The organism is Ruegeria sp. CDSC042, assembly GCF_059610745.1.
The window spans coordinates 105609-128452 of record NZ_JBXWOF010000002.1 but is presented as its reverse complement, the minus strand read 5'-3'; the positions used below and the strand labels follow the sequence as shown (position 1 = coordinate 128452).

30 protein-coding genes are annotated in these 22844 nt (G+C 58.0%); 16 read left to right on the top strand and 14 right to left on the bottom strand.

From position 1 onward, the window contains the following. Positions 1–39: 39 nt before the first annotated feature. The 10 genes from AC2FHX_RS06330 to yddG all read left to right on the top strand — a co-directional run bounded on the left by AC2FHX_RS06330 (position 40) and on the right by yddG (position 7770). On the top strand, positions 40–405 hold the full coding sequence (locus AC2FHX_RS06330) for a hypothetical protein (protein ID WP_281972561.1): 366 nt from the start codon (positions 40–42) through the stop codon (positions 403–405). Between the two features lie 117 nt (positions 406–522). Next, a complete protein-coding gene (locus AC2FHX_RS06325) occupies positions 523–909 on the top strand; it encodes a hypothetical protein (RefSeq protein ID WP_281972562.1) in 387 nt (128 codons plus the stop codon). After that, positions 906–1877, top strand: coding sequence for a sterol desaturase family protein (locus AC2FHX_RS06320; RefSeq protein WP_496700931.1), 972 nt, complete (start codon positions 906–908; stop codon positions 1875–1877). The genes AC2FHX_RS06325 and AC2FHX_RS06320 overlap by 4 nt, the downstream gene beginning before the upstream one ends. Positions 1878–1965: 88 nt before the next feature. After that, positions 1966–2154, top strand: coding sequence for a hypothetical protein (locus AC2FHX_RS06315; RefSeq protein ID WP_281995235.1), 189 nt, complete (start codon positions 1966–1968; stop codon positions 2152–2154). Between the two features lie 85 nt (positions 2155–2239). Then, positions 2240–3073, top strand: coding sequence for an EAL domain-containing protein (locus AC2FHX_RS06310; RefSeq protein ID WP_496700933.1), 834 nt, complete (start codon positions 2240–2242; stop codon positions 3071–3073). A gap of 179 nt (positions 3074–3252) precedes the next feature. Beyond that, positions 3253–4428, top strand: a complete 1176-nt coding sequence (locus AC2FHX_RS06305; protein ID WP_142635424.1) for an acetyl-CoA C-acetyltransferase — start codon at positions 3253–3255, stop codon at positions 4426–4428. A gap of 7 nt (positions 4429–4435) precedes the next feature. After that, positions 4436–4822, top strand: a complete 387-nt coding sequence (locus AC2FHX_RS06300) for a hypothetical protein (RefSeq protein ID WP_142635422.1) — start codon at positions 4436–4438, stop codon at positions 4820–4822. Positions 4823–4935: 113 nt separating this feature from the next. Further along, entirely contained in the window at positions 4936–5658 is a 723-nt protein-coding gene (phbB, locus tag AC2FHX_RS06295) for an acetoacetyl-CoA reductase (RefSeq protein ID WP_142635420.1), read from the top strand. A 301-nt stretch (positions 5659–5959) separates the two neighbouring features. Beyond that, positions 5960–6907, top strand: a complete 948-nt coding sequence (locus AC2FHX_RS06290; RefSeq protein ID WP_142635418.1) for a transcriptional regulator GcvA — start codon at positions 5960–5962, stop codon at positions 6905–6907. Then, positions 6904–7770, top strand: a complete 867-nt coding sequence (yddG, locus tag AC2FHX_RS06285) for an aromatic amino acid exporter YddG (RefSeq protein WP_496700936.1) — start codon at positions 6904–6906, stop codon at positions 7768–7770. Before AC2FHX_RS06290 ends, yddG begins: the two co-directional genes overlap by 4 nt. Here the strand turns inward: yddG and AC2FHX_RS06280 are convergent. The 3 genes from AC2FHX_RS06280 to AC2FHX_RS06270 all read right to left on the bottom strand — a co-directional run bounded on the left by AC2FHX_RS06280 (position 7767) and on the right by AC2FHX_RS06270 (position 9038). Beyond that, positions 7767–7931 carry a YdcH family protein gene (locus AC2FHX_RS06280; RefSeq protein WP_142635414.1) on the bottom strand — a complete coding sequence of 55 codons (165 nt, stop codon included), beginning with the start codon at positions 7929–7931 and terminating at the stop codon, positions 7767–7769. The two genes, yddG and AC2FHX_RS06280, sit on opposite strands and share 4 nt — an antisense overlap. Positions 7932–8052: 121 nt before the next feature. After that, positions 8053–8826 carry a tRNA1(Val) (adenine(37)-N6)-methyltransferase gene (locus AC2FHX_RS06275; RefSeq protein ID WP_496700938.1) on the bottom strand — a complete coding sequence of 258 codons (774 nt, stop codon included), beginning with the start codon at positions 8824–8826 and terminating at the stop codon, positions 8053–8055. Beyond that, entirely contained in the window at positions 8823–9038 is a 216-nt protein-coding gene (locus AC2FHX_RS06270) for a putative signal transducing protein (RefSeq protein WP_496676622.1), read from the bottom strand. Before AC2FHX_RS06270 ends, AC2FHX_RS06275 begins: the two co-directional genes overlap by 4 nt. 56 nt (positions 9039–9094) lie before the next feature. Between AC2FHX_RS06270 and AC2FHX_RS06265 the strand changes: the two genes are divergently transcribed. Beyond that, positions 9095–10093 carry a polyprenyl synthetase family protein gene (locus AC2FHX_RS06265; RefSeq protein WP_496700940.1) on the top strand — a complete coding sequence of 333 codons (999 nt, stop codon included), beginning with the start codon at positions 9095–9097 and terminating at the stop codon, positions 10091–10093. Here AC2FHX_RS06265 and AC2FHX_RS06260 read toward each other — a convergent pair. From AC2FHX_RS06260 to soxR, 4 genes are all read right to left on the bottom strand, one after another. Next, positions 10086–10907, bottom strand: a complete 822-nt coding sequence (locus AC2FHX_RS06260) for a 4-(cytidine 5'-diphospho)-2-C-methyl-D-erythritol kinase (RefSeq protein ID WP_496700942.1) — start codon at positions 10905–10907, stop codon at positions 10086–10088. The two genes, AC2FHX_RS06265 and AC2FHX_RS06260, sit on opposite strands and share 8 nt — an antisense overlap. Next, positions 10897–12705 carry a tetratricopeptide repeat protein gene (locus tag AC2FHX_RS06255; RefSeq protein WP_496700944.1) on the bottom strand — a complete coding sequence of 603 codons (1809 nt, stop codon included), beginning with the start codon at positions 12703–12705 and terminating at the stop codon, positions 10897–10899. The genes AC2FHX_RS06260 and AC2FHX_RS06255 overlap by 11 nt, the downstream gene beginning before the upstream one ends. Positions 12706–12712: 7 nt before the next feature. Continuing rightward, positions 12713–14359, bottom strand: a complete 1647-nt coding sequence (locus tag AC2FHX_RS06250) for an electron transfer flavoprotein-ubiquinone oxidoreductase (RefSeq protein WP_271948491.1) — start codon at positions 14357–14359, stop codon at positions 12713–12715. A gap of 136 nt (positions 14360–14495) precedes the next feature. Further along, positions 14496–14951: a redox-sensitive transcriptional activator SoxR gene (soxR, locus tag AC2FHX_RS06245; RefSeq protein WP_142635400.1), complete on the bottom strand. Its 456-nt coding sequence runs from the start codon at positions 14949–14951 to the stop codon at positions 14496–14498. 86 nt (positions 14952–15037) lie between these two features. Here soxR and AC2FHX_RS06240 point away from each other — a divergent pair, with 86 nt between their 5' ends. From AC2FHX_RS06240 to AC2FHX_RS06230, 3 genes are all read left to right on the top strand, one after another. Then, on the top strand, positions 15038–15418 hold the full coding sequence (locus AC2FHX_RS06240) for a VOC family protein (RefSeq protein WP_496700945.1): 381 nt from the start codon (positions 15038–15040) through the stop codon (positions 15416–15418). Positions 15419–15656: 238 nt separating this feature from the next. After that, positions 15657–16127, top strand: a complete 471-nt coding sequence (gene greA, locus AC2FHX_RS06235; RefSeq protein ID WP_142635396.1) for a transcription elongation factor GreA — start codon at positions 15657–15659, stop codon at positions 16125–16127. A 17-nt stretch (positions 16128–16144) separates the two neighbouring features. Next, entirely contained in the window at positions 16145–17137 is a 993-nt protein-coding gene (locus AC2FHX_RS06230; protein ID WP_142635394.1) for a hypothetical protein, read from the top strand. Here the strand turns inward: AC2FHX_RS06230 and AC2FHX_RS06225 are convergent. The 5 genes from AC2FHX_RS06225 to AC2FHX_RS06205 are packed head-to-tail and all read right to left on the bottom strand — an operon-like array spanning position 17134 to position 20945. Further along, a complete protein-coding gene (locus tag AC2FHX_RS06225) occupies positions 17134–18399 on the bottom strand; it encodes a molybdenum cofactor synthesis domain-containing protein (RefSeq protein ID WP_496700947.1) in 1266 nt (421 codons plus the stop codon). The genes AC2FHX_RS06230 and AC2FHX_RS06225 overlap by 4 nt on opposite strands. Then, a complete protein-coding gene (gene mobB / locus AC2FHX_RS06220; RefSeq protein WP_271948498.1) occupies positions 18396–18887 on the bottom strand; it encodes a molybdopterin-guanine dinucleotide biosynthesis protein B in 492 nt (163 codons plus the stop codon). Before mobB ends, AC2FHX_RS06225 begins: the two co-directional genes overlap by 4 nt. Beyond that, a complete protein-coding gene (gene mobA, locus AC2FHX_RS06215) occupies positions 18884–19528 on the bottom strand; it encodes a molybdenum cofactor guanylyltransferase MobA (protein WP_496700949.1) in 645 nt (214 codons plus the stop codon). Before mobA ends, mobB begins: the two co-directional genes overlap by 4 nt. After that, positions 19525–20061, bottom strand: a complete 537-nt coding sequence (locus tag AC2FHX_RS06210; RefSeq protein ID WP_496700951.1) for a hypothetical protein — start codon at positions 20059–20061, stop codon at positions 19525–19527. Before AC2FHX_RS06210 ends, mobA begins: the two co-directional genes overlap by 4 nt. Next, positions 20058–20945 (bottom strand): formate dehydrogenase accessory sulfurtransferase FdhD, encoded by an 888-nt coding sequence (locus AC2FHX_RS06205; protein WP_496701047.1) that lies wholly within the window; start codon positions 20943–20945, stop codon positions 20058–20060. Before AC2FHX_RS06205 ends, AC2FHX_RS06210 begins: the two co-directional genes overlap by 4 nt. 49 nt (positions 20946–20994) lie before the next feature. Here AC2FHX_RS06205 and AC2FHX_RS06200 point away from each other — a divergent pair, with 49 nt between their 5' ends. Next, entirely contained in the window at positions 20995–21705 is a 711-nt protein-coding gene (locus AC2FHX_RS06200; RefSeq protein ID WP_496700953.1) for an AzlC family ABC transporter permease, read from the top strand. Beyond that, positions 21702–22034 (top strand): AzlD domain-containing protein, encoded by a 333-nt coding sequence (locus AC2FHX_RS06195; RefSeq protein ID WP_496700955.1) that lies wholly within the window; start codon positions 21702–21704, stop codon positions 22032–22034. Before AC2FHX_RS06200 ends, AC2FHX_RS06195 begins: the two co-directional genes overlap by 4 nt. On the opposite strand, the gene AC2FHX_RS06190 is transcribed toward AC2FHX_RS06195, so the two are convergent. Both AC2FHX_RS06190 and AC2FHX_RS06185 read right to left on the bottom strand, forming a co-directional pair. Beyond that, on the bottom strand, positions 22023–22655 hold the full coding sequence (locus AC2FHX_RS06190; RefSeq protein WP_271948503.1) for a hypothetical protein: 633 nt from the start codon (positions 22653–22655) through the stop codon (positions 22023–22025). The genes AC2FHX_RS06195 and AC2FHX_RS06190 overlap by 12 nt on opposite strands. Before the next feature lie 21 nt (positions 22656–22676). Further along, on the bottom strand, positions 22677–22811 hold the full coding sequence (locus tag AC2FHX_RS06185; RefSeq protein ID WP_142635378.1) for an aa3-type cytochrome c oxidase subunit IV: 135 nt from the start codon (positions 22809–22811) through the stop codon (positions 22677–22679). Between the last annotated feature and the right edge of the window lie 33 nt (positions 22812–22844).

Here is a 22844-nt window from a genome sequence, read left to right as displayed (position 1 = left end):
TGATAGCTTCCCCGTCGTTGTAACGAGGAGGCTTTCTTTATGAAGAACGTATTCACTCTGGCCATTGCTGCCTGTCTGGTTTTGGGCTCGGCATTGGTTGCCGAGGCCAAAGACATCAAGAAAGAACAAGATTTTCTGAATGCTGTTGCCGGTAAGAAACTGGTGAATGGCGGCACCTGGGTGCTTATTTCACCCGACGGGAAGATTTCCGGGCAAACCAGCGACAAGGTCAAATTCTCGGGCGCATGGGCCTGGAACAAAAGGTTTTGGTGCCGAACGCTTGTTGTTGGCGGAAATCAGATCCCGCAGGATTGCCAGAAAGTAACGATAGAAGGGAACCAGGTGACCTTTACCCGCAACAAGGGCAAGGGTGATTCCGGGGGGACCTATACGATTACCAACTGACCTCTTTACAAAGGCGCCGTGATTCCCAACCGGTGCCACAGGTCCAATTCCAGCTTACGCGACGCCACCTTTGACAGCCGCGCATCTGCTTTGCAGTTTGTCGGTCAGGAGGATGTCATGCCGCTTGAGATATTGTTGGTTCTGGTCGTTGGGGGGATCGGCGGAATTACTATTCTGCTGCATCTGACGGGCCGTTCGCGGCAGTTCGCCCTGACGCCTGATCTGGCCCGCGCGCAATGGTCGCGCCATTTCCCCGATGACGTGATCGCAGATGTAACCGTAGCGCATGACGAACGTTCCGCGCTGATCCGAACCACAACCGGTTCTGGCCTTTTGTGGTCGTTCGGCGCGGATACCGTGGCTCGCCACCTGCAGGATTATGACTGGATCGAGCATCCGGACGGATTCGAAGTTCAGTTTCATGATTTCGGAACTCCCTCAACCCGCATCCACCTCGATGACATCGAACGCGCCCACTGGCGACACCTGATGGAGCCCGCATGACCGACCAGATTTCCTTTCCCGATGCCGTGCAATGGGCAGTCCCGTTCTTTATCGCCGCAATTCTGGCCGAGTTCGTCTGGATCGCTTTCAAAGGCCGGGGCGGGCGCTATGAAACGCGGGATGCGGTCACCTCGCTGATCATGGGCGCGGGCAATATTGCCTCGGGGTTTCTGCTCGGTTTCATCGCCTACGGGTTCTTTATGTGGTTGTGGCAGATTACTCCACTGAACCTGGGCACCTCGATCCCGGTGATTATCCTGTGCTTTTTGCTGGACGATTTGCGTTACTATTGGGTGCATCGGTTCGGGCATCGCATCCGTTGGGTCTGGGCCAGCCATGTGAACCATCATAGCTCTCAGCATTACAACCTGACCACGGCGTTGCGTCAGACCTGGACTTATACATTCACCTTCATGATGGTCGTGCGCGCGCCGCTGATCCTGCTGGGGTTTCATCCGGCAATAGTTCTGTTTGTCGGCGGTCTGAACCTGATCTATCAGTTCTGGATTCACACCGAGGCCATCGGCAAGATGCCCCGCTGGTTCGAGGCGGTTATGAACACCCCCAGCCACCACCGCGCCCATCATGGCCGCAACGCGCGCTATCTGGATTGCAACTATGCCGGCGTGTTCATCATCTGGGACAAAATGTTCGGCACCTTTGTGCCAGAGCAGATCGATGACAAAGTCGACTATGGGTTGGTTCACAATATCGGAACCTTCAACCCTTTGCGCGTCGCCTTTCACGAATGGGTCGGAATCTGGCAGGATGCCACGCAATCGGGGCTAACTTTGCGCCAGCGGTTGGCCTATTGCTTTGCCCCACCCGGTTACAGCCATGACGGCAGCCGGGATAGCTCGGAGCAGATCAAAGCCAAGCATATCTCGCGCAACCCCAGGGATCGAGGGACGCCCGGATTTGAGCATTTTGAGACCGAAACGCACAAATCCGAAGCAAAACAAGCTTGAATCCGCCTGTCACGTGCTGATTTTCTTGAAAATTAGCTCAGCCTGCACATATCCAAACGATGTGCATTACGAGTGACCGGAGATTATCATGACCCGTTGGACAACATTTTCCACAGTTTTAGGACTGATAGGCCTGCTTGTCGCAATGCTGACAGCGCTGGCCGCCGGGACCGCAACGCTGATCGCGTTTGGACTGGCCATGATGGTGCTGGGATTTACGGGCGCAGTTATTGGTGCCGCTAGATCTCTGGGACGTGTTCTGGACGCAGCCCGCTGACATTTTCATTTCCATTAACCGCAGATTCACATCTTTGCCCTGAAATTGGATCCTGACCGACGACGGTAGGGAAGCGATTTCGATCATGCAGGACAGGAAACTGGCAGATTTACCCGAAGGATCAGACAGCCCGTTAAACGCGGCCGTGCTGTCGCGCGACAACTCAACGATCCAGATGGCTACGGATGCTGTCAAACACAAACAGTGCAAACTGGCCTTTCAACCGGTCATGCAGGCTAACGCGCCACATGGTATCGCCTTCTACGAGGGCTTCATCCGGGTGCTGGATGAAACCGGTCGTGTCATCCCGGCACGCGAATTTATACCTCAGCTTGAAAACACCCCGATTGGCCGCGAATTGGACTGCATCGCGCTTGAGATGGGCCTGCGCACATTGGCGCGCACCCCGGACATCCGCATGTCGATCAATATGTCCGCAAGGTCGATCGGATATGGACGTTGGTCGCGTGTTCTTGACCGGTTCATGAAAAAAGATGCCAGTATCGGTGAAAGGCTGATCCTTGAAATTTCCGAAAGTTCGGCCATGACCGTGCCGGAACTCGTGGTCGATTTCATGGACCGGTTGCAACCACGTGGCGTTGCATTTGCGCTGGATGATTTTGGTGCCAGCAATTTCTGCTTCCGCCATTTCCGCGAGTTTCTTTTTGATGCCGCCAAGATTGATGGCCAGTTCATCCGCGGCATCAGTGAAAACCCGGATAATCAGGCGCTGGTTCGTGCCCTGATCGCAGTTGCAAGGGAATTTGAGATTCTGGTCACGGCCGAATCGGTCGAAACCAAAGCGGATGCTGAGTTTTTGGTGGCCAATGGCGTCGATTGTCTGCAAGGATTTCTGTTCGGCGCACCTACGGTTTCTGCGCCCTGGAAAACGGAAAACGAACAGAAATCGGCGGGTTAACCCCAAAAAACCAGAGACCTTGGGTCCTGAGACAAGCTGCCCGTTGCTGCAAATGCAGCATTGCGCTATTGCAGTGATACTTGAGCGGGGGATTACGGGGCGCTCTTGTTGCGGGGGGAACCTCTCGACCTGCGCCGTCAGACATTCCGCCGGACCATGACGGTAAAGGACTGATCATAATGACCAATGTAGTTATCGCATCCGCCGCACGTACAGGCGTCGGCAGCTTTGGTGGTTCGTTTGCGAACACCGCAGCCCATGATTTGGGCACAGCCGTTCTTGAAGCCGTTGTCGAACGCGCCGGAATCGAAAAAGGCGAAGTCAGCGAGACAATTTTGGGTCAGGTTCTGACCGCAGCCCAGGGTCAGAACCCGGCGCGTCAGGCGCATATCAACGCCGGTCTGCCGCAAGAAAGCGCGGCCTGGGGCATCAACCAGGTCTGCGGATCCGGCCTGCGCGCCGTGGCACTGGGCGCACAGCATATCCAACTGGGCGATGCTGATATCGTCGCTGCTGGCGGACAAGAGAACATGACCCTGTCGCCCCATGCCGCCGCTCTGCGCGCCGGACAAAAGATGGGCGACATGAAGTATATCGACACAATGATCCGCGATGGACTGTGGGATGCGTTCAACGGGTATCACATGGGTCAAACCGCCGAAAACGTTGCTGAAAAGTGGCAGATCAGCCGCGATATGCAGGATGAATTCGCCGTCGCAAGCCAGAACAAGGCCGAAGCTGCGCAGAAGGCAGGCAAATTCGCCGATGAGATCACCCCCTTTACCATCAAGACCCGCAAGGGTGACATCGTGATGGACAAGGACGAATACATCCGCCACGGCGCAACCATGGAAGCCATGGCCAAACTGCGCCCGGCTTTTGCTAAGGACGGATCGGTCACCGCCGCCAATGCCTCGGGCCTGAACGACGGCGCGGCTGCGACCCTGCTGATGTCGGCGGCAAATGCCGAAAAGCGCGGGATTGAGCCTCTGGCGCGGATTGCATCTTATGCTACCGCTGGTCTGGACCCGTCGATTATGGGCGTCGGCCCGATCTATGCCTCGCGAAAGGCGCTGGAAAAGGCGGGCTGGTCGGTTGACGATCTGGATCTGATCGAAGCCAACGAAGCCTTTGCCGCACAAGCTTGTGCAGTGAACAAAGACATGGGCTGGGACCCGTCCATCGTGAACGTCAATGGCGGCGCCATTGCCATCGGTCACCCGATCGGCGCCTCGGGCTGCCGCGTTCTGAACACTCTGTTGTTCGAAATGAAGCGGCGGGACGCGAAAAAAGGTCTGGCGACTCTGTGCATCGGTGGCGGCATGGGCGTCGCCCTATGTGTCGAGCGCGACTGATCTAACAATGCCTTCTCGGCCCACTCTTATTTCGGCCCTTGTGATTTGCTTTGCAGGGGCCGCAGACGCACAGAACCGTCAACCGCTTTCGACCAGCCTGACGGAGTGCAGCGTCATCTTTACAGAGCTGGCCGAGCTGAGAGCACGCCGGAACAAGGACCAAACAACCACAGACGCCGTGCTTGCCAGCGCGGCGTTATTCGTTGTGGAAGCTCGTGATCAGGCCGCAATGGAAGGCATTAAGAACCCCTACAAACACATCCAGTCCGCGCAGGTTCGATTGTCCGAGACATGGCACGTTCGCTTTGGCAATTTGGCTCTGCTGAACGAAAATAAGGACTGGATCGACTATTGCCGTGCATTGGGTAAAGATCGTGGCCTCACACTACCCTGAGGCGAAACCAAAAACCCCAGCGCTGCGGCAACTTGCCTGCGCAATATTGTTGCGCTGGTTGGTTCGGAATAGTAACAGCATTACCAAGACGACTTAAATTGGAGGATTCCTAAATGGCACGAACAGCACTCGTCACCGGCGGTTCCCGCGGCATTGGCGCAGCAATTTCCAAGGCGCTTAGGGCCGAAGGGTACAATGTTGCAGCCACCTACGCGGGGAACGACGAAGCCGCCGCGAATTTCACCGACGAGACCGGAATCGCCACCTACAAATGGAACGTTGCGGATTATGACGAATCCAAAGCGGGCATCGAAAAGGTCGAAGCCGAGATTGGCCCGATCGACATCGTTGTTGCCAATGCCGGCATCACCAAGGACGCCCCATTCCACAAAATGACACCCGAGCAGTGGCATCAGGTGATCGACACCAACCTAACCGGCGTATTCAACACCGTTCACCCGGTTTGGCCTGGCATGCGTGAGCGCAAGTTTGGCCGTGTCATCGTCATCAGCTCGATCAACGGTCAAAAGGGTCAGTTCGCTCAGGTGAACTATGCCGCAACCAAGGCGGGTGACCTGGGAATCGTGAAGTCGCTGGCGCAGGAAGGCGCGCGCGCGGGCATCACCGCCAACGCTATCTGCCCCGGCTATATCGCAACCGAAATGGTCATGGCTGTCCCCGAGAAGGTTCGTGATTCCATCATCAGCCAGATTCCAGCGGGCCGACTGGGCGAACCGGAAGAGATCGCACGCTGCGTTGCTTTCTTGGCCTCTGAAGACTCGCAATTCATCAACGGATCGACGATCTCGGCCAATGGTGCTCAGTTCTTCGCCTAAGTTGGCTGCCAAAATGCAAGCGGGCCGGTTCTAAGCAGAACCGGCCCTTCTTTTATCCCGTAAGACCGCGCGCGCTGCGATCAGCGGGAACCGAAAATCCACTTCAACACATTCAGAACCGCTTTGCCCCGCGCCTCATGCGCGCGCAGAATCGCCGATTGTGCAGCTGGATTTGTTGTCATCTCAATCATGGCAGCCTCTCAGTTCAAAACAGTTTTCCTTGACTTATGAGCAATATGAACTCTAGTTGGCAAAGCCGCAAACGAGCTTTTTTGAACATTCAGTTAAGAATTTCTATACTATGAGCGACTACCTGCCGCCCTTGACCGCTTTGCGTGCCTTTGATGCCGCCGCCCGGCACATGTCTTTTGCCAAAGCCGCGGCAGAGCTGCATGTAACGCCTGCGGCCCTGTCCTTTCAGATCAAATCCCTTGAGGAGCATTTGGGCCGCCCTCTGTTTCACCGCCTGAACCGCGCGGTGGAGCTGACAGAGGCTGGGCGCACCCTGGCCCCGGGCGCCGCGGATGGATTTGCCACGTTACAAGCCGCATGGCGCGCCGTGAGCAGACAGGGTGACGACACTAGCCTGACCGTCACAGCGGGCCCTGCCCTGACGGCCAAATGGCTGGCGCCCCGCCTGTACGAATTTGCCCGCGCACATCCCGAAATAGATCTGAAATTCTCGGCCACGTTACGCATCATCGACCTTGAACGGGATGATGTGGATGTGGCCATCCGATTTGGCGAAGGTGCGGATAAGGGGCTGTATTCCGTGCCAGTGCGCCGGGAATGGCTGACGCCGGTCATGACGCCCGAGCTCGCCCGCCAGTTCACCACGCCGGAAAGCCTGCGGGATGCACCGTTGATCCATGACGCCTCGATCCGCTTTCTGACCCCACCCAGTGATTGGCCCGCCTGGTTCAGGGCCGTGGGCATCGCACATACCCCGACCCATGGTGCCGAGTTTTCGAACGCCGATCACGCAATTGACGCGGCTGTTGCGGGCGTTGGCGTCGCGCTTGGCCGCCGGGCCATGATCCTGAAAGATCTGACCGAAGGCACGCTGGTCGCACCTTTCAAGACCGCCATCGAAACAAAGGGGCGCTTTCGCTTCCTGTGCCTCTCGGGGGCCGAGAACCGCCCTCAGATTGCGGCGTTTCGGGATTGGTTTCTGGCCGAGATTGAAAAGACCGCACATATATCCGATGAGTTCGACATCATTCCAGTCGAGGACCTGTCAGCCGCATGACCCGAAACCGCGCCACTACTATCGGTTTTGTCGCCGTTTTACTCTGGTCCCTTCTGGCCCTGTTCACCGTCGGCTCAGCCCCCGTTCCTGCGCTGTTGCTGAATACGATCTGCTTCTCGATCGGGGGTACGCTGGGGCTAGTCTGGGCCTGGGCCAATGGCGGGCTGGGGCAGTTGCGGACCGTGCGTTGGACCACCTATCTGTTTGGCACCATCGGGTTGTTTGGCTATCACACACTCTACTTCTCGGCCCTGCGCATGGCCCCTGCAGCCGAGGCCGGGCTGATTGCCTATCTCTGGCCCCTGTTGATTGTGCTGTTTTCAGGTTTGCTACCGGGCGAGCATCTGCGTGCAGGGCACCTGATCGGAGCCTGCCTGGGCTTTGCTGGGGCCGCTGTGATCATCGCCGGGGGTGGTGGCGCAGGATTTCAGGCCAGCCACCTACCCGGTTACGGGCTGGCGCTGCTGTGCGCTCTGACATGGTCGGGCTATTCCGTTATGTCCCGTCGTCTTGGGGATACCCCCACAAGCTCTGTCGCTGTGTTCTGCATCTTTACCGCCATCGCCTCGGGTGGTCTGCATCTAGCCATCGAAGAAACCGTTTGGCCGGGCACGGCCTTTGGCTGGGCTTCGATCGCGGCACTTGGGCTGGGGCCTGTTGGTCTGGCGTTCTATGTCTGGGACATCGGGGTCAAACAAGGCGACATTCAGATTCTTGGCACCGCGTCTTATGCAGCGCCCCTGTTGTCTACCGTCGTTTTGGTGGTTGCCGGGATCGCAGCCCCATCCTGGGGTCTGGCAATCGCAGCCATCCTGGTCACCGGCGGCGCGGCCATAGCCGCGCGCGCCAGCCTTAAAAGTTAACTGGAAAGTCGCTCTATCTCTTCCTTAAGCCTTAGCTTCTGTTTCTTGAGTTGAGCGATATGGAGATCGTCGATGCCTGGCGCGCGCTGGGCTTGTTCTACTTCGAGACCGAGAGTTTCGTGCTTCTTCTTCAGTTCCGTCAGATGTGCGCTCACGCTCATGGCGATACTCCTTCATTGGTGTCTCTGAATAAAGTAGGAAGTTGAGCACATCGTTTCCAGCCTGTCACGCTGCAGACGCACAGATTCTATAATAAATCTGACAAATTCGGCTGGTTGGCGCCTATTGATCCGAAAACCCGTTCAGCGCAGCAGCGTCGCGCAAAACGGACGATATCTGAGAGGTATAGCTTTCGCCGTCTTTTTCGTGGCGCACACCCTTGTGCAAAATCAGCGGGGCATGCAGTTGAAACGCAGTCCGACCGCCTTTTCTGGCCCTAAGGATCATCAATTCAGCCTTCCGACCAGCCCGCGCGGCCAGAGGCAGAACCTCGACTGAGCCAAGCCGCCCCGCACAGGCTGACAGCATGTCTGGCAACCGATCGGCCTTTTGGATCATGTGCAGATAGCCCCGCGGTGCAAGGCGCTTTGCCGCACAATCGAACCAATCGCGCAACGGTGTATCCTCGCCCAAGGCAATTCCGCGACCCGAGTCCGCCGCAGGGCTGTGGGCACCGGCCAAGTAATAGGGCGGATTCGCAATCACATGATCGAACTGCTGTTGTTTCAGTTCAGCGGGCAGTTTGCTCAGATCGGCCTGCACCACTGTCAGCGCCTGCGCATTCTGATCCGCGTTGCGGGTGGCCAGATCGGCATAGGGCGATTGCAGCTCAACACCCGTGGCGTTCAATCCCGGCACGCGCGCCATCAGGCACAAGATGGCGGCACCAGCGCCACATCCCAGCTCCAGCACGGATTGCCCAGCCTTGGCCGGTACCGCTGCCGCCAGCAAGACAGGATCGACCCCGGCGCGATAGCCGGACAGGGGCTGCCAAAGCCGAACGCGCCCATTCAGAAAGTCGTTCAAACTTAGCTCTGGGTCAGTGAATTGCGTCATCGGCCCAGCGGGATCTCGTTGTCGCGCATCACCCGTTCAGCGCGGATCAAATCATCTGCCCGCACCATAAGGCGACGCGGGAAAATACCGATGCCGCCTTCTAGGATGCTCATATTTACGTCCATCTGAAAGCAGTCTATATCCTCGCCCTGAAGTAGGGCGGATGCAAAGGCCAGGATCGTCGGATCAGTGCTGCGCAAAAGTTCTTTCATGGGGATGGATGTAAGGGCAAGGTGAGGCGGAAGTCGAGCCTTGTATCAGGAGTGTGATGAACATCAGCACAGTCTCAAAACCGCATGAGCGGCTGGCCGAGATTCTTTCGGGTGAAATGGACGCGGTCAATGACCTGATACGCACGCGCATGGCCTCAGAACACGCGCCTCGCATTCCCGAAGTCACCGCACATTTGGTCGAAGCGGGCGGCAAGCGCCTGCGTCCGATGCTGACACTGGCCGCGGCGCGGCTGTTCGACTATGCCGGGGACCATCATTTGCGTCTGGCGGCAACGGTTGAGTTCATCCACACCGCGACCCTGTTGCATGACGATGTTGTTGACGAAAGCGCACAAAGGCGCGGACGGCCAACAGCGAATCTGCTTTGGGACAACAAATCCAGCGTTCTGGTTGGGGATTACCTGTTCTCACGCAGCTTCCAGCTTATGGTCGAGACCGGGTCTCTTAGGGTTCTGGACATCCTTGCCAATGCGTCTGCAACAATCGCCGAGGGCGAAGTGCTACAGATGACTGCTGCAACCGATCTGGGCACGGATGAGGCCATCTATCTTCAGGTTGTGCGCGGCAAGACCGCAGCCTTGTTCTCAGCCGCAACCGAGGTGGGCGGGGTCATCGCCCAAGCGTCAGAGGCCCAGGTCAAGGCGCTCTTCGATTATGGCGATGCGCTGGGGATTGCCTTCCAGATCGCTGATGACCTGCTGGATTATCAGGGTGACAGCAAAGCGACCGGCAAGAATGTCGGCGACGACTTTCGCGAGCGTAAGCTGACGCTGCCAGTGATCAAGGCGGTGGCGCAGGCCACCCCCGAAGAACGCGCCTTCTGGCAGCGCACCATCGGTAAGGGTCGTCAGGAAAGCGGTGATCTCGAAACCGCTCTTGGTCTCATGGGTAAATACGGCACGCTTGCTGCGACGCGCAAAGATGCGCTTGGCTGGGCCAATAAGGCCAAGGCGTCGCTGACCATCCTACCCGATCATGAGATCCGTACCCTGCTGAGTGACCTCGCCGATTTCGTCGTCTCGCGCCTTAGTTAAGCTGAACCGCACGGCACCACCAGTCGGGATGGGCTGCTCCAATCTCATAGGCGGCGAAATGGGCGGCTTTCATCGTCGGATACAGCGCGAAACAGGTCGATCCTGACCCCGACATGCGCGCCAACAACGCCGCTTTTGTATCGCTCAGCGCGTCCAGCACCTGCGCGACGTCGGGAGCCAGAGAAGTGGTTGGACCTTCCAGGTCGTTTCGCTGTTTCCCCAGCCATTCGGCACAATCCTGAGGCCCCTCAAATACCGGGATATCCTCTGCCATGGGCGGGTTTTCCCTGCATTCCAAAGCCGCGAATATCGCAGGCGTTGGAACCTCTACACCCGGGTTGACCAGCAAGGCTGGTAGATGTGGGAGGGTGACCGGGTTCAGACACTCTCCGATCCCGCGCATACGGCTTGATCTGGCTGCCAAGCAGACAGGGACATCCGCACCCAGGCGCAGTGCTGTTTCTGGCGGGACGTGCCCACCCTGGCCCTCGATCATCCGCAAAGTTGCGGCGGCATCGGAAGAACCGCCGCCGATCCCGCCCCCATGCGGCAGCACTTTGTTCAGGTCAATATGTCCAGTCCAGCCTGCAGCCTCGGCGGCTTTCCACACCAGATTGCAACTATCGCTTGGCACACCCGCCGCATGTTCGCCAGTGACAGAGATCGACAGCGCCTCACCTGCGGTGAAATGCAGCGTATCGCCCAGATCGGCAAACACCACGAGCGAATCCAACAGGTGATAGCCGTCCACGCGCTGGCCGGTGACGTGCAAGGTAAGGTTGATCTTGGCGGGCGCGAAAGCCTTAGCCTTCATTGGCGACCTTCAGCGGCGCGGCACCTTCTTCGATCAGAACCCCGTCCAGCCCGACCTCGATCTTGCGACGAATACGCTCGGGGTCGGCCTCACCATCAGCGTCTTCGAGGTCAATGAAAGACAATGCCCGCTTCCACTGGAACTCGGCTTCGCGTGCGCGGCCCACGGCCCAGTAAACGTCACCCAGGTGATCATTCACCACTGGGTCTACCGGCATCAGCTCGACGGCACGCTCCATATGCTCGACCGCCTCTTCATAGCGGCCCAGTCGAAACAGAACCCATCCCAAGCTGTCGACGATATAGCCGCTACCAGGGCGCGCGGCGACGGCGCGTTCGATCATGCCAAGCGCTTCGTCCAGATTTTCGCGCCGTTCTACAAGCGAATAACCCAGATAATTCAGGACCTGCGGTTGGTCGGGGTTAAGTTCTAGCGCACGGCGGAAATCGGCCTCAGCATTGTCCCACTGCTTTAGTCGCTCGTACGAGATACCACGGGCGTAGTGCAGGAACCAGTTACCGCCACCATCAGCATCAATCAATTCAATCGCTGTGCTATAGGTTTCGACAGCCGCAGCATAGTTTTCTTCACGTCTTTGCAAATCAGCCAGCGCCACGTGAACACTTGGCAGATCCGGTCTCTGCGTCGCAAGGGTCTGCAAGACTTCTTCCGCCGCATCGGTTTTGCCTGCCGTGACAAGCACCTCGGCCCGGCCCAGTTCAGCAGCGTGATAGTCACTGCTGCTCGCGGGCACTTTGCGATAGGCCTCGACGGCAAGATCGTATTGCTCCAACTCGTCCAAAAGTTCGGCACTCAACAAGATTGCGTCCACGTGATCCGGGCGCAGAAAAGCTGCGACCTGCGCATAAAGCAGGACGTAATTCTCAGCCGCCTCACTGCTGAGCGCGGCTCCCACGGAAAAGAACACTTCTGCGATACCGTCCTGCGATGTGCGGACATGAGTAAAGGGCAGCGTTTCGCCAGCGCTCAGACGCGCTTCGTACCCTTCAATCGAGGGATCAGAGCCCGACTCGAACACGTCATCCAGAAACTGCAGCGCATCCTCATTGCGGTCCAGCTGCGACAGAACCTCGGTCCGTGCCAGCGCTGCGCGGCGGGTAAATCGCGCCACAACACCGTTATCGGCCGCAAAGACTGCCTCGGCGCTTTCAAAGTCTCCGACTGAGGCCAGTGCCAAAGCTTTGTGGTAAAGCGCGAACTCGCGCAGACCTTCCTGCGCTGCAACTTGGTCAAACTGCTCCAGCGCGCTGGTCATCGCGCCCTGGCCCATATGGGCCCAGCCCAATATTAACCCGTCAACCAGCGGCCCGACGCCTTGCGTTTCGGGGTCGCGGGCCAGCAGTTCATCCAGCTTGCCTTCAGCCACCAGATTAGCGGCAATCGCCATTTTCGCGGGCTGGTTGGGCAGGCCCAACTCTTCGATGGTTTGGGCAATCGGCAAAGCGCGCTTAACCTCGCCCAGCGACAAGCGCGCAACGACGACATTCTCCAGCAACCGGTCGTTTTGAGGATCTGCGCGCAATGCTTGCGCAAAGTATTTCTCAGCCGCCGTATAGTCGTCCTGAAAAATCGCCTGACGCCCGGCAAGATACGCACCGAACCCAGTGTCGGCATAAGCCGGAATGGCGAATGACGTGGTAAACAGCACAGCTAGCGCTGTGCGACGAATGAGAAAAGTCACCAAATTCCTGCCTTGCGATTGTCGGTTGCGCAATAAGCTAGGGCTTTGACCAGAAAGAGGCAATGGCAGAGCCTTCACGACGCCGCCATTGCCCATTTTTCGCTTACATATTGGGATAGTTCGGACCATCCCCTCCCTGTGGCGTGGTCCAGGTGATATTCTGGCTGGGATCTTTGATGTCGCAGGTCTTGCAGTGAACGCAATTCTGAAAGTTGATCACGAATCGCGGACCATTTTCATCCTCGACCATCTCATACACGCCCGCCGGGCAATAGCGCTGCGCCGGTTCGTCGAATTCGGGCAGATTGACACTGACCGGAATCGCCGGGTCCGACAGTTTTAGATGGCAAGGCTGACTTTCCTCGTGGTTCGTCATCGCGAACGAGACGTTGGTCAGGCGGTCGAAGGACAACGTGCCATCCGGCTTTGGATAGTCGATTGGTTTATGTTTACTGGCTTCTTCAGTCGATTCCGCGTCGTTCTTGCCGTGGCCCAGAGTGCCAAACAGCGAAAAGCCCAGAGTGTTTGTCCACATGTCCAAACCGCCCAGCGCCAGCGAGGGCATCAGACCCCACTTTGACCACATCGGTTTGACGTTGCGCACTTTCTTGAGGTCTTTTCCGATGGCACCTTCGCGAACATCTGCTTCATAGACAGTCAATTCATCGCCCGAACGCTCGGCTTTGATGGCATCAAATGCCGCCTCGGCCGCAGCTTTGCCGGACAGCATCGCGTTGTGGTTGCCCTTGATGCGCGGCACATTGACCATGCCCGCCGAACAGCCCAGCAGCGCCACGCCTGGCGCGACCAGCTTGGGCATCGATTGATATCCACCCTCAGTAATCGCACGAGCGCCATAAGCCACGCGCTTGCCGCCTTTCAGCAGCTCGGCCACCATCGGATGATGCTTAAAGCGCTGGAATTCCATATAGGGGTACAGGTGCGGGTTCTTGTAATTCAGGTGAACCACAAACCCGACATAGACCTGATTGTTTTCCAGGTGATAGATGAACGATCCGCCTCCCGCGTTGCTGCCCAGGGGCCAGCCCATCGTATGGGTGACGGTGCCTTCCTTGTGCTTGGCCGGGTCGATCTCCCAGATCTCTTTCATGCCGACGCCGTATTTCTGGACTTCTTTTCCGGCTTGCAGATCGTATTTCGCGATCACTTCCTTGGACAGCGACCCGCGCACACCTTCGGACAAGAAGACATATTTGCCGTGCAGCTCCATGCCCGGCTCGGTGTTCGGGCCGTAGGAGCCATCGGCCTCAAGGCCGAAGACACCGGCAACAACGCCTTTGACTTCGCCATTGTCGCCATAGACCAGCTCGGAACAGGCCATGCCGGGGAAGATTTCCACGCCCAGCTCTTCGGCCTGTTCGGCCATCCAGCGGCAGACATTGCCCATCGACACGATATAGTTGCCGTGGTTGTTCATCAGCGGCGGCATCGGGAAGTTCGGAATGCGGATTTTTCCGGCCTCACCCAGCATATAGAAGTTATCTTCGGTGACCGGCGTGTTCAGCGGCGCACCTTTTTCCTTCCAGTCCGGTATCAGCGCATCCAGGCCGCACGGGTCCAGCACCGCACCTGACAAGATATGCGCACCCACCTCCGAGCCCTTTTCCAGAACGACGACGTTCAGATCGGCATCCAGCTGTTTCAGACGGATGGCCGCCGACAGTCCCGCGGGGCCGGCGCCCACGATCACCACGTCATATTCCATCGCTTCGCGTTCAATCTCGGCCATTGCGGGCTCCTTCGCTAACTTTCCGAATTGGCGCATCTAACGCACGGTCGGCGCAATTTTGTTTCACGGCTGATTACATGCTGGGAAAGCCACAGGTCAATCGAAACACGGCGTAACTATGCCGCTATGCGGCAGATCACGTGTCCGGAGTGTCACCCATCAGGTATCTGGGGCCACTTCCCTTGGATTTGGCACGGTCATCAGGATTGTAAAGAGCACATTTGGGCAAACTAAGGCACCCACAGCCAATGCATCCGTCCAGATTGTCACGTAGGCGCATCAACGTATCGATTCGCTGATCCAGATGCGACCGCAGATCCTTGCTGATGTTTTTCCAATCCTGCGGCGTTGGTGTACGATTTCCGGGCAAGCCGGACAGGACTTCTCGGATTTCGGGCAAGGTTAGTCCGAATTGCTGCGCTATCATCACAAAACTCAACCGTCTTATGTCGGCGCGCTGATATCGCCGCTGCCCACCCGCATTGCGCCAGGGGGCAATCAGACCCTGCGCCTCGTAATATCGGATCGCTGAAACCGCCAGCCCGGTGCGCTGGGCCAAAGCGCCTATTGCCAGCCCCTCTGAAATCGCCATCTCGCCCTCAAAAAAATCCTTGACCTAAAGTTAGGTTTAGAAATTACGGTGAGTCGGGACAAGCCTCAAATTGAATAGGAGATCCCATGATGGCGACACTTGAACACACCAATTTCACCGTCCGCGACCCGCAGGCTTCAGCCAAATGGATGCAGGACGTCTTCGGTTGGAAAACCCGCTGGGAAGGCCCTGCAATCGCGGGTGGCTATACCGTGCATGTCGGTAGCGCACATACCTACCTGGCGCTTTATGCACCCAGCGATCCCAAACCCTCGGGTGAAAGCAGCTATGACATCATCGGGGGGCTGAATCATGTCGGCGTTCTGGTCGAAGACATCGACGCAACCGAAGACAAGGTGATCAAAGCAGGTTTCACCCCCAAGTCGCATGCAGATTACGAGCCCGGCAGGCGGTTCTATTTCGATGATGAGAACGGCATCGAGTTTGAGGTGGTGCAATATGCTTGAAACACTCTGGATGGCCTCAACCACCTGGAAATGGCAGCGCGGTCAGCTGTTTGGACAGCGTAACAGGTGCCCACGGCGCCCAATTCAACGGCGTTAAGTCGCAAATCCAGCTTGCTGTCTTCTTTGACCTCTTGCATTTCACGCATCATTTGGGTCAGGTATTTGCCAACCCATCAAATCGCCCCGACGCTGGTTCCATGCGGCGGGGCGTTACAATTTCAGCGTGGACGACAAGAATATGGAAAAAATTCCCATGACGCCTGCGGGCAATGCTGCGCTTCAGGCCGAACTCAAGAACCTAAAATCCGTCGAGCGGCCAGCTATTATCGAAGCCATCGCCTCGGCCAGGGAACTGGGTGACCTGAAAGAAAACGCCGAATATCATTCGGCCCGGGAAAAGCAGGGTTTTATCGAAGGCCGCATCAAAGAGTTGGAAGGCATCCTTTCACTGACCGATGTGATCGACCCTGCCAAACTGTCCGGTGCTATCAAATTTGGCGCCAAGGTCACGCTTGTTGACGAAGACACTGACGAGGAAAAGACCTGGCAGATTGTAGGGGAATATGAGGCCAATATCGAAGCCGGCCTGCTGAACATCAAATCCCCTATTGCCCGCGCCCTGATTGGAAAGGACGAAGGCGACAGTGTCGAAGTACGCACACCTGGCGGTGTACGTTCTTATGAAGTCCTGAGTATCACTTACGCCTGAGCCCCGGAGCGTTCCCAATGTCCGAGCCCACGCCAGAGCAGGAAGCCAATCGGCCAACCTCACTGGGCATATATGATAGGCCAACCAAGCCTTCGATAACCGAGATCGAAATTGCAGCCGTCGCCCTCAGCGTGATCTGGCTGATCGTCTCGGTTGTTTTTCTGGTGCTGCCCGACGAGGTCGACGGCGGAGGCTTTGTCGTGACCTTGCTGGCGGTCTTCATGCCGGTAGCGATGATCTGGGTCGCGGCAATGGCCATGCGCGCCAGCCGGATCATGCGCGAGGAAAGCGCACGACTACAAACCTCGATTGACGCCATCCGAAACGCATATATCGCTCAGCAACAGCGATCTTCCAGCACCTATGAGCCAGCCGTATCCAAAAAGCTGGATCAGATCGCGGAAACGGCCAAGAAAGCCGAAAGCGCGCTGGCCACGTTTTCAACCAAGCGCAGGGAACCCGCACAGCAACCGACAGCCGTGGGGAACGGCGATCAGACTTCGCTGGAACTGGGTACACAAGCTGGGGATATCGTGCCCCCGCTTGGCACCGACATCTTTATCCGTGCGCTGAATTTTCCGGAAACACAGGAAGATACCGAAGGCTTTGATGCCCTACGGCTGGCGCTCAAGGACCGCAAGACAGCCAAGCTTGTACAGGCCTCTCAGGACGTGCTGACCCTGCTCAGCCAAGAGGGCATCTATATGGATGACCTGCGCCCTGACATGGCCCGCCCCGAGATCTGGCGACAATTTGCGCAGGGTGGGCGCGGACGGGCTGTCGCGGCCTTGGGCGGCATTCGCGACCGCTCCTCGCTGGCGCTGACTTCGGCCCGGATGAAGCAGGATCCCATTTTCCGGGACGCCGCCCATCACTTTCTGCGCCGGTTCGATCACATGATCATCGAGTTTGAACCCCGTGCCAGCGATGCAGAGCTGACCGCTTTGGGTGATACAAGAACCGCGCGGGCCTTCATGTTGCTGGGGCGTGTGGCTGGAACCTTCGACTAGATTCCGAAACTTCCATAGGGGATGAACCGGACAAGATCACCCGGTTGGATGTGGCGCGCGCCGTCTTCGATCTCGACCAGCCCTTCGGCCCAGCTTAGCCCGCTGATCCGCCCGGACCCTTCCGAGTTGAAAACTTCGGCTTTTCCGTCTCGGATACGGGCCCGCAGATATTCCCGCCGCCCGGGTTTCTTGCGCTTATCAAAGGCGGCTGGCAGATCGAACCCCTGCGGGTCCTGCCAGCCCTCGCCAGCCATCAGGCCCAGCGCCGGGCGGGCAAAGATTAGGGTGCAGACCAATGCCGCTACTGGATTGCCGGGCAGTCCGAAAACCGGCACTCCGTCCCAAATCCCCAAAGCCAGAGGTCGCCCCGGTTTCAGGGCAATACGCCATTCCTGCATCGCTCCGGCCTGCCGCAACAGCGCGGAGACATGGTCTTCGTCCCCTGCCGACGCGCCGCCGCTAGTCAGAACAACATCCGCCTCTTTCGCAGCTTCGTTCAGCCGCTCGCGCAGGGTTTCACGATCATCGGCAACGCGGCCCATATCCAGTGGCTGGAATCCCATCCGCTGGATCAGAGCCAGCAACATTGGGCGATTGGCATCGTAGATTTGCCCTGGCTCAGCAACCTCGCCGGCCTCGACTAGCTCATCCCCCGTTGACAGGACGGCTACCCGCAGAGCTTTGCGAACCAGCAGATCACCAGCACCCGTCGCGGAGAGAAGGGCCAGATCGGCAGGTGTCAACCGGCGTCCAGCGGGCAAAGCCAGATCACCTCCAACCACATCTTCGCCCGCATTGCGGGTATTGGCACCCTGTTTCAGGGGGCCGCGAAAGGCGATATGCCCGTCCTGAAATGTCACGTCCTCTTCCAGAATAACGGTGTCCACCCCATCGGGCAGGGCCGCACCAGTCAGAATCCGTATGGCGTGGCCGGGCGCAAGCTGACCATCAAAGGGAACACCAGCCGCAGCACGCCCGTCTTGCAGCGGCATCACCTGCGGCCCATCCGGAACCGGACCGGCAAAGCCATAGCCATCTACCGCCGTATTTGCCTGCGGCGGGTTCGAACGTTGGGCATATACATCGGCGGCCAAAATCCGACCTGCGGCTTGTGCCAACGGAACGGTTTCAGCCCCCATCACGACCGAAAGGCGGTCGCGCAGCAGGGCCAACGCTTCGTCAACCGGCGTCCAGCTCACGCCCGCAGGCAAGGCAAAACAATCGTTGCGCAAGGGCGGTGGGGCAATGTCCGGTTTGCTCATAATCCTACCTCTTGCAGAATGAACCCTGCGATGGCTGCGGTGTCGTCCAGATCAAAAACCGGACGGTCGAAGTTCAGCTCTGTGTCACTGGCAACCGCGCGCACAGTTTCGTTCTCGGCCGCAATCAACGGATTTCCAGCGGCCACCCGATACGCCTCGACCTTGGGGTGGGCTTCGCGTTTGAACCCCTCGATCAGCACAAGATCAACCGGAGCCAAGCGTGCCAGCAGATCAGAGAGAGGCGGCTCGGGTGCGCCGCGCAGTTCCTGCATCATCGCAATGCGCTTGCCGGACGCCAACAGCACCTCGGACGCACCGGCTTCTCGATGGCGGAAACTGTCCGTGCCGGGCTGGTCGACATCGACGGCGTGATGGGCATGTTTGACGGTCGAAACCGAAAAGCCACGCGCGGTGATCTCGGCCACCAAACGCTCCATCAGGCCGGTCTTGCCCGCGTTTTTCCAGCCGGTGACGCCATAGACCTTCATGCCTGCTCCAGCAGCTTTTGCGCCCGCGCCAGATCGTCGGGCGTGTTGACATTGAAGAAGGGGTCAAACGGCTCCGCCGGAAACAACGCCTCACGCCCATCATGTTTATCGGTCCACAGCACAACCTTGCGCAGCCCGTCATTCAAGGCGTCCCGCAAATCATCTCGCAACGCGACAGGCCAGAGGCCAAATGTCGGATGCCGGTTGACCCGTTTGCCGCCGCCGGATTTCAGTGCTTCATCCCCGGTTCGAGGCGTAGTCGCCAGCACCAGCGGATGGGTTTGCCCTTGAGCAGCATCCGTTAGGCGCGCCGCAAGATCGCGCGGAAAAAACGGCGTGTCGGCAGCGGCGGTGACGATACTGTCGGCCCCCTGTTCTGCTGCCCAATCGAGCCCCGCCAGCACACCCGCCAGAGGCCCGGCGAAACCTTCAATCGTGTCGGGAAGAACCGGCAGGTTGAGGTCGGCGAACCGTTCAGGATCACCATTGGCATTCAGCGCCAGACCGACCACCTGCGGGCCAAACCGGTCAATGACATGAGACAGCAGGCTCTGCCCACCGACTGTCAGCAAGCCTTTGTCGCCACCACCCATCCGAGTGGCAAGGCCTCCTGCGAGGATGATGCCGAGAGGGCGGGTCATTTGATCTCCTCAAGCGCGGGCCATTTCCTGAATTTCTGGGTGGGCAGGAAAAGCAATGGACAGACGGCCAATCCGAATGCTGTAAACCAAATAATTGCAGGCCACCCCGTCAATTCGGCCGCCTTGTGACTCAGGCTATAGTGGGCTGGCAAAAACACTAAGACGGCTCCAACAGCAAAGATAAGACCAAAACAGCACCGATACGTGCGCACCGCCTTTCTGACCTCATCTGGTATCCCGGCAAACTCAGGCAGACCGTGCATCAAAACCCGCTGAAGCACGAGTGCTTGTTTTTGAGACAACTCCCCCCATGCCTGCCAACCAAGCCGAAAGGGGGCGGCGATGTTCCAAATGCTGATATATTCCTCTGGCGCCCACCCCAGACGGTTACGCAGGTTGACGTCCAATTGCGCCATACCCTCAATGATCGTGCGTTTCGACCGCTCAAGGAGCCAGAACACATAGACCATCAATGGCAGCAAGCCCAATGTCGCGACGAATAAAATAAATAAACCAAAGACTTCCAAAATCATTCCGCACTTTTCCGTCTATGCTTTTTATCTTCGACCGCCACTGTTGACGGGTCGACGTCGCGCACCAACCGGTCCTCGCCCGCAAGACACACGAACCGCTGCCCCCGCATGCGGCCGATCAGGGTCAGGCCAACCTCACGCGCGATTTCGACACCCCAGGCGGTGAAGCCTGACCGTGACGCCAGCACCGGGATGCCCATCATCGCGGTCTTGATCACCATTTCCGAGGTCAAACGACCTGTGGTGTAGAGGATCTTATCTTCGGCCCCTACACTTTCGGACAGCATCCAGCCTGCAATCTTGTCGACCGCGTTGTGGCGGCCCACGTCCTCCATATAGACCAACGGCCGGTTTTCCCGACACAGGACCGTGCCGTGAATTGCACCAGCCTCAAGATACAATGAAGGGGTTCGGTTGATTTTGGCTGCCAGATCATACAGCCATGAGGTGCGGACCTGAACCTGCGGCAGGCGCACGTCCTCCAGCCCTTCCATCATGTCACCAAACACAGTACCGACCGCGCAGCCGCTGGTTCGGGTCTTTTTCTTCAGCTTGTCCTCATATGAGGTTTCGCGCGCGGTGCGCACCACCACGGTTTCCAGATCGTCATCGTAATCCACGCCGGTAATGTCATCATCGGCTAACAGCATCCCCTGATTGCGCAGGAACCCCAGCGCCAGATATTCAGGGTAATCGCCGATTGTCATTGCAGTCACGATTTCCTGCGCGTTGAGGAAAATCGTCAGGGGGCGTTCCTCGACAACCGAGATCCGGCTGACCGCGCCATTCTGGTCGATGCCTTCGACCGCACGGGTCAGGCGGACCGCGCCAGGATCAGGGGCGATGATGTAGTCGGTGGCATCCCGTTTCGTGGCCAATTGCAACCCTTTCCCAAGATCGCTACTGCTGTTGGCGATACCATAGGAATTTGCCATGGCTTACACCACATCCAAGTCATACTTCTGGAAGGGTTTTCGTGATGGAGCGCCGTTTATCTTTGTGGCAATTCCGTTCGGCACCCTTTTCGGCGTATTTGCGACCGAGGCTGGGCTGGATATTATCCAGACAATCGCCTTTTCGGCGGCTGTCTTTGCCGGGGCGGCCCAGTTCACCGCCCTGCAGCTGTTGCAGGACAACACACCCAGCCTGATCGTTCTGGCATCGGCCCTGGCGGTTAACCTACGCGTGGCAATGTATTCGGCCTCACTGACGCCTTATCTTGGGGCGGCCCCCCTGTGGCAACGGGCCTGCGCCGCCTATCTGACGGTCGATCAGTCCTATGCCTGCTCCATTGTACAGTTCGAAAAAAAGCCCGATATGACCGTGCCGCAGCGCATGGCCTATTTCTTTGGCTCGGTCACGCCGATCACGCCGCTTTGGATTTTGGCAACTTATCTGGGCGCAGTTTTGGGCGCACAGATTCCAGAAAGCTGGGCGCTGGATTTTGCACTTCCGATCACATTCCTGGCAATGATCGGGCCGATGATGAGGACGCTTGCCCATGTCATCGCCGCCTTAGTCGCCATAACCGTTGCTCTGTTGACCGTAGGCGTGCCGTTCAACCTTGGCCTGCTGATCGCCGGGACCGCCGGGATGATCGCAGGGGCGCAGGCCGAATTGATGTTAGAGCGGAATAGGTCATGACACAGATTGATCCGGTGACCATGTGGAGCATTATCGTTGGCTTGGCGATTGGCAGCTTTGCACTACGCTTTACCTTTATCGGTATCGTCGGAGACCGCCCGATGCCACCCTGGTTGTTACGCCACCTGCGCTATACCGCCGTTGCCATCGTCCCGGCCCTGATTGCGCCGCTGGTGGTCTGGCCAACCGCGACGGGTGGTCAGCCCGACGTGCCGCGCATGGCCGCAGCAGCGGTTGCTTTGGCGGTTGGTGTCATCACAAAAAACGTGGTCATTGCCATCTTTGCCGGGGCGGGCACGCTCTATGGCTTGCTGTACCTATTGGGTTGAGGCCGCTTCCAACTGGTTCAGGCGCGCATTGTTCGAGGCCAAACCGGCCTGCAGGTCAGCATCGTCATTCTCGCGGTATTCGGTGGTCACGACGCCGGGGAGTTCACCGAACTGATCGGACAGCTTGACCGGGTAGAAGGTCGTATTGATCTGCTCGAAACCCGGCACCTGCTGCAATAGCTGCGAGGTTGAGTTGGCGCAAAACGCTTCGGATACAGGGCCCATCTGCTTGGCCAGTTGCAGGGCAATTTCGGCCTGCTGTGGGGTCACCTGAATCGTCTGGATACGCGCATAATGCGTTTCGCGCGCGTGGCTGCTGCGATAAGCGCGTTCGACATTCGGCGTGATGCCATACAGAACATCGTTTCGGATCGGCACTACATCGGCGCGAAACGAGCCTGCGGGGTCAAAGATCACCCTCTCGCTGCCGCTTATCATCAGCGAGGTATGCGCCCCCGAACCGGTCCGGGTGCTGATCATGGTATAGAGCGTCAGTGTTGATGGTCCCGGATCACGATAGGAACGGGCCACAACTTCGGTCTGATCGGCCTGCGGACGCTGCGAACCGGCACAGCCAGCCACTGTTGCTGCTAGCAGGCAGGCAATCACAAATCTGATCACGGCGGTCAGCCTCGCCCGGGATTAAGCGGCGAAAACCGCCAGAAACAGGCAAAGGAAAGCAATCGCCACCACGCACCATGTGGTCGCTTTTACGAAACCGTTGAAGGTTTTGGTTTGAACGGTGATGTCCATTTCGCCGTGCTTATGTTCAGCCATGATTTTCAGAATCCTAATTCGCGTGTTTGATAC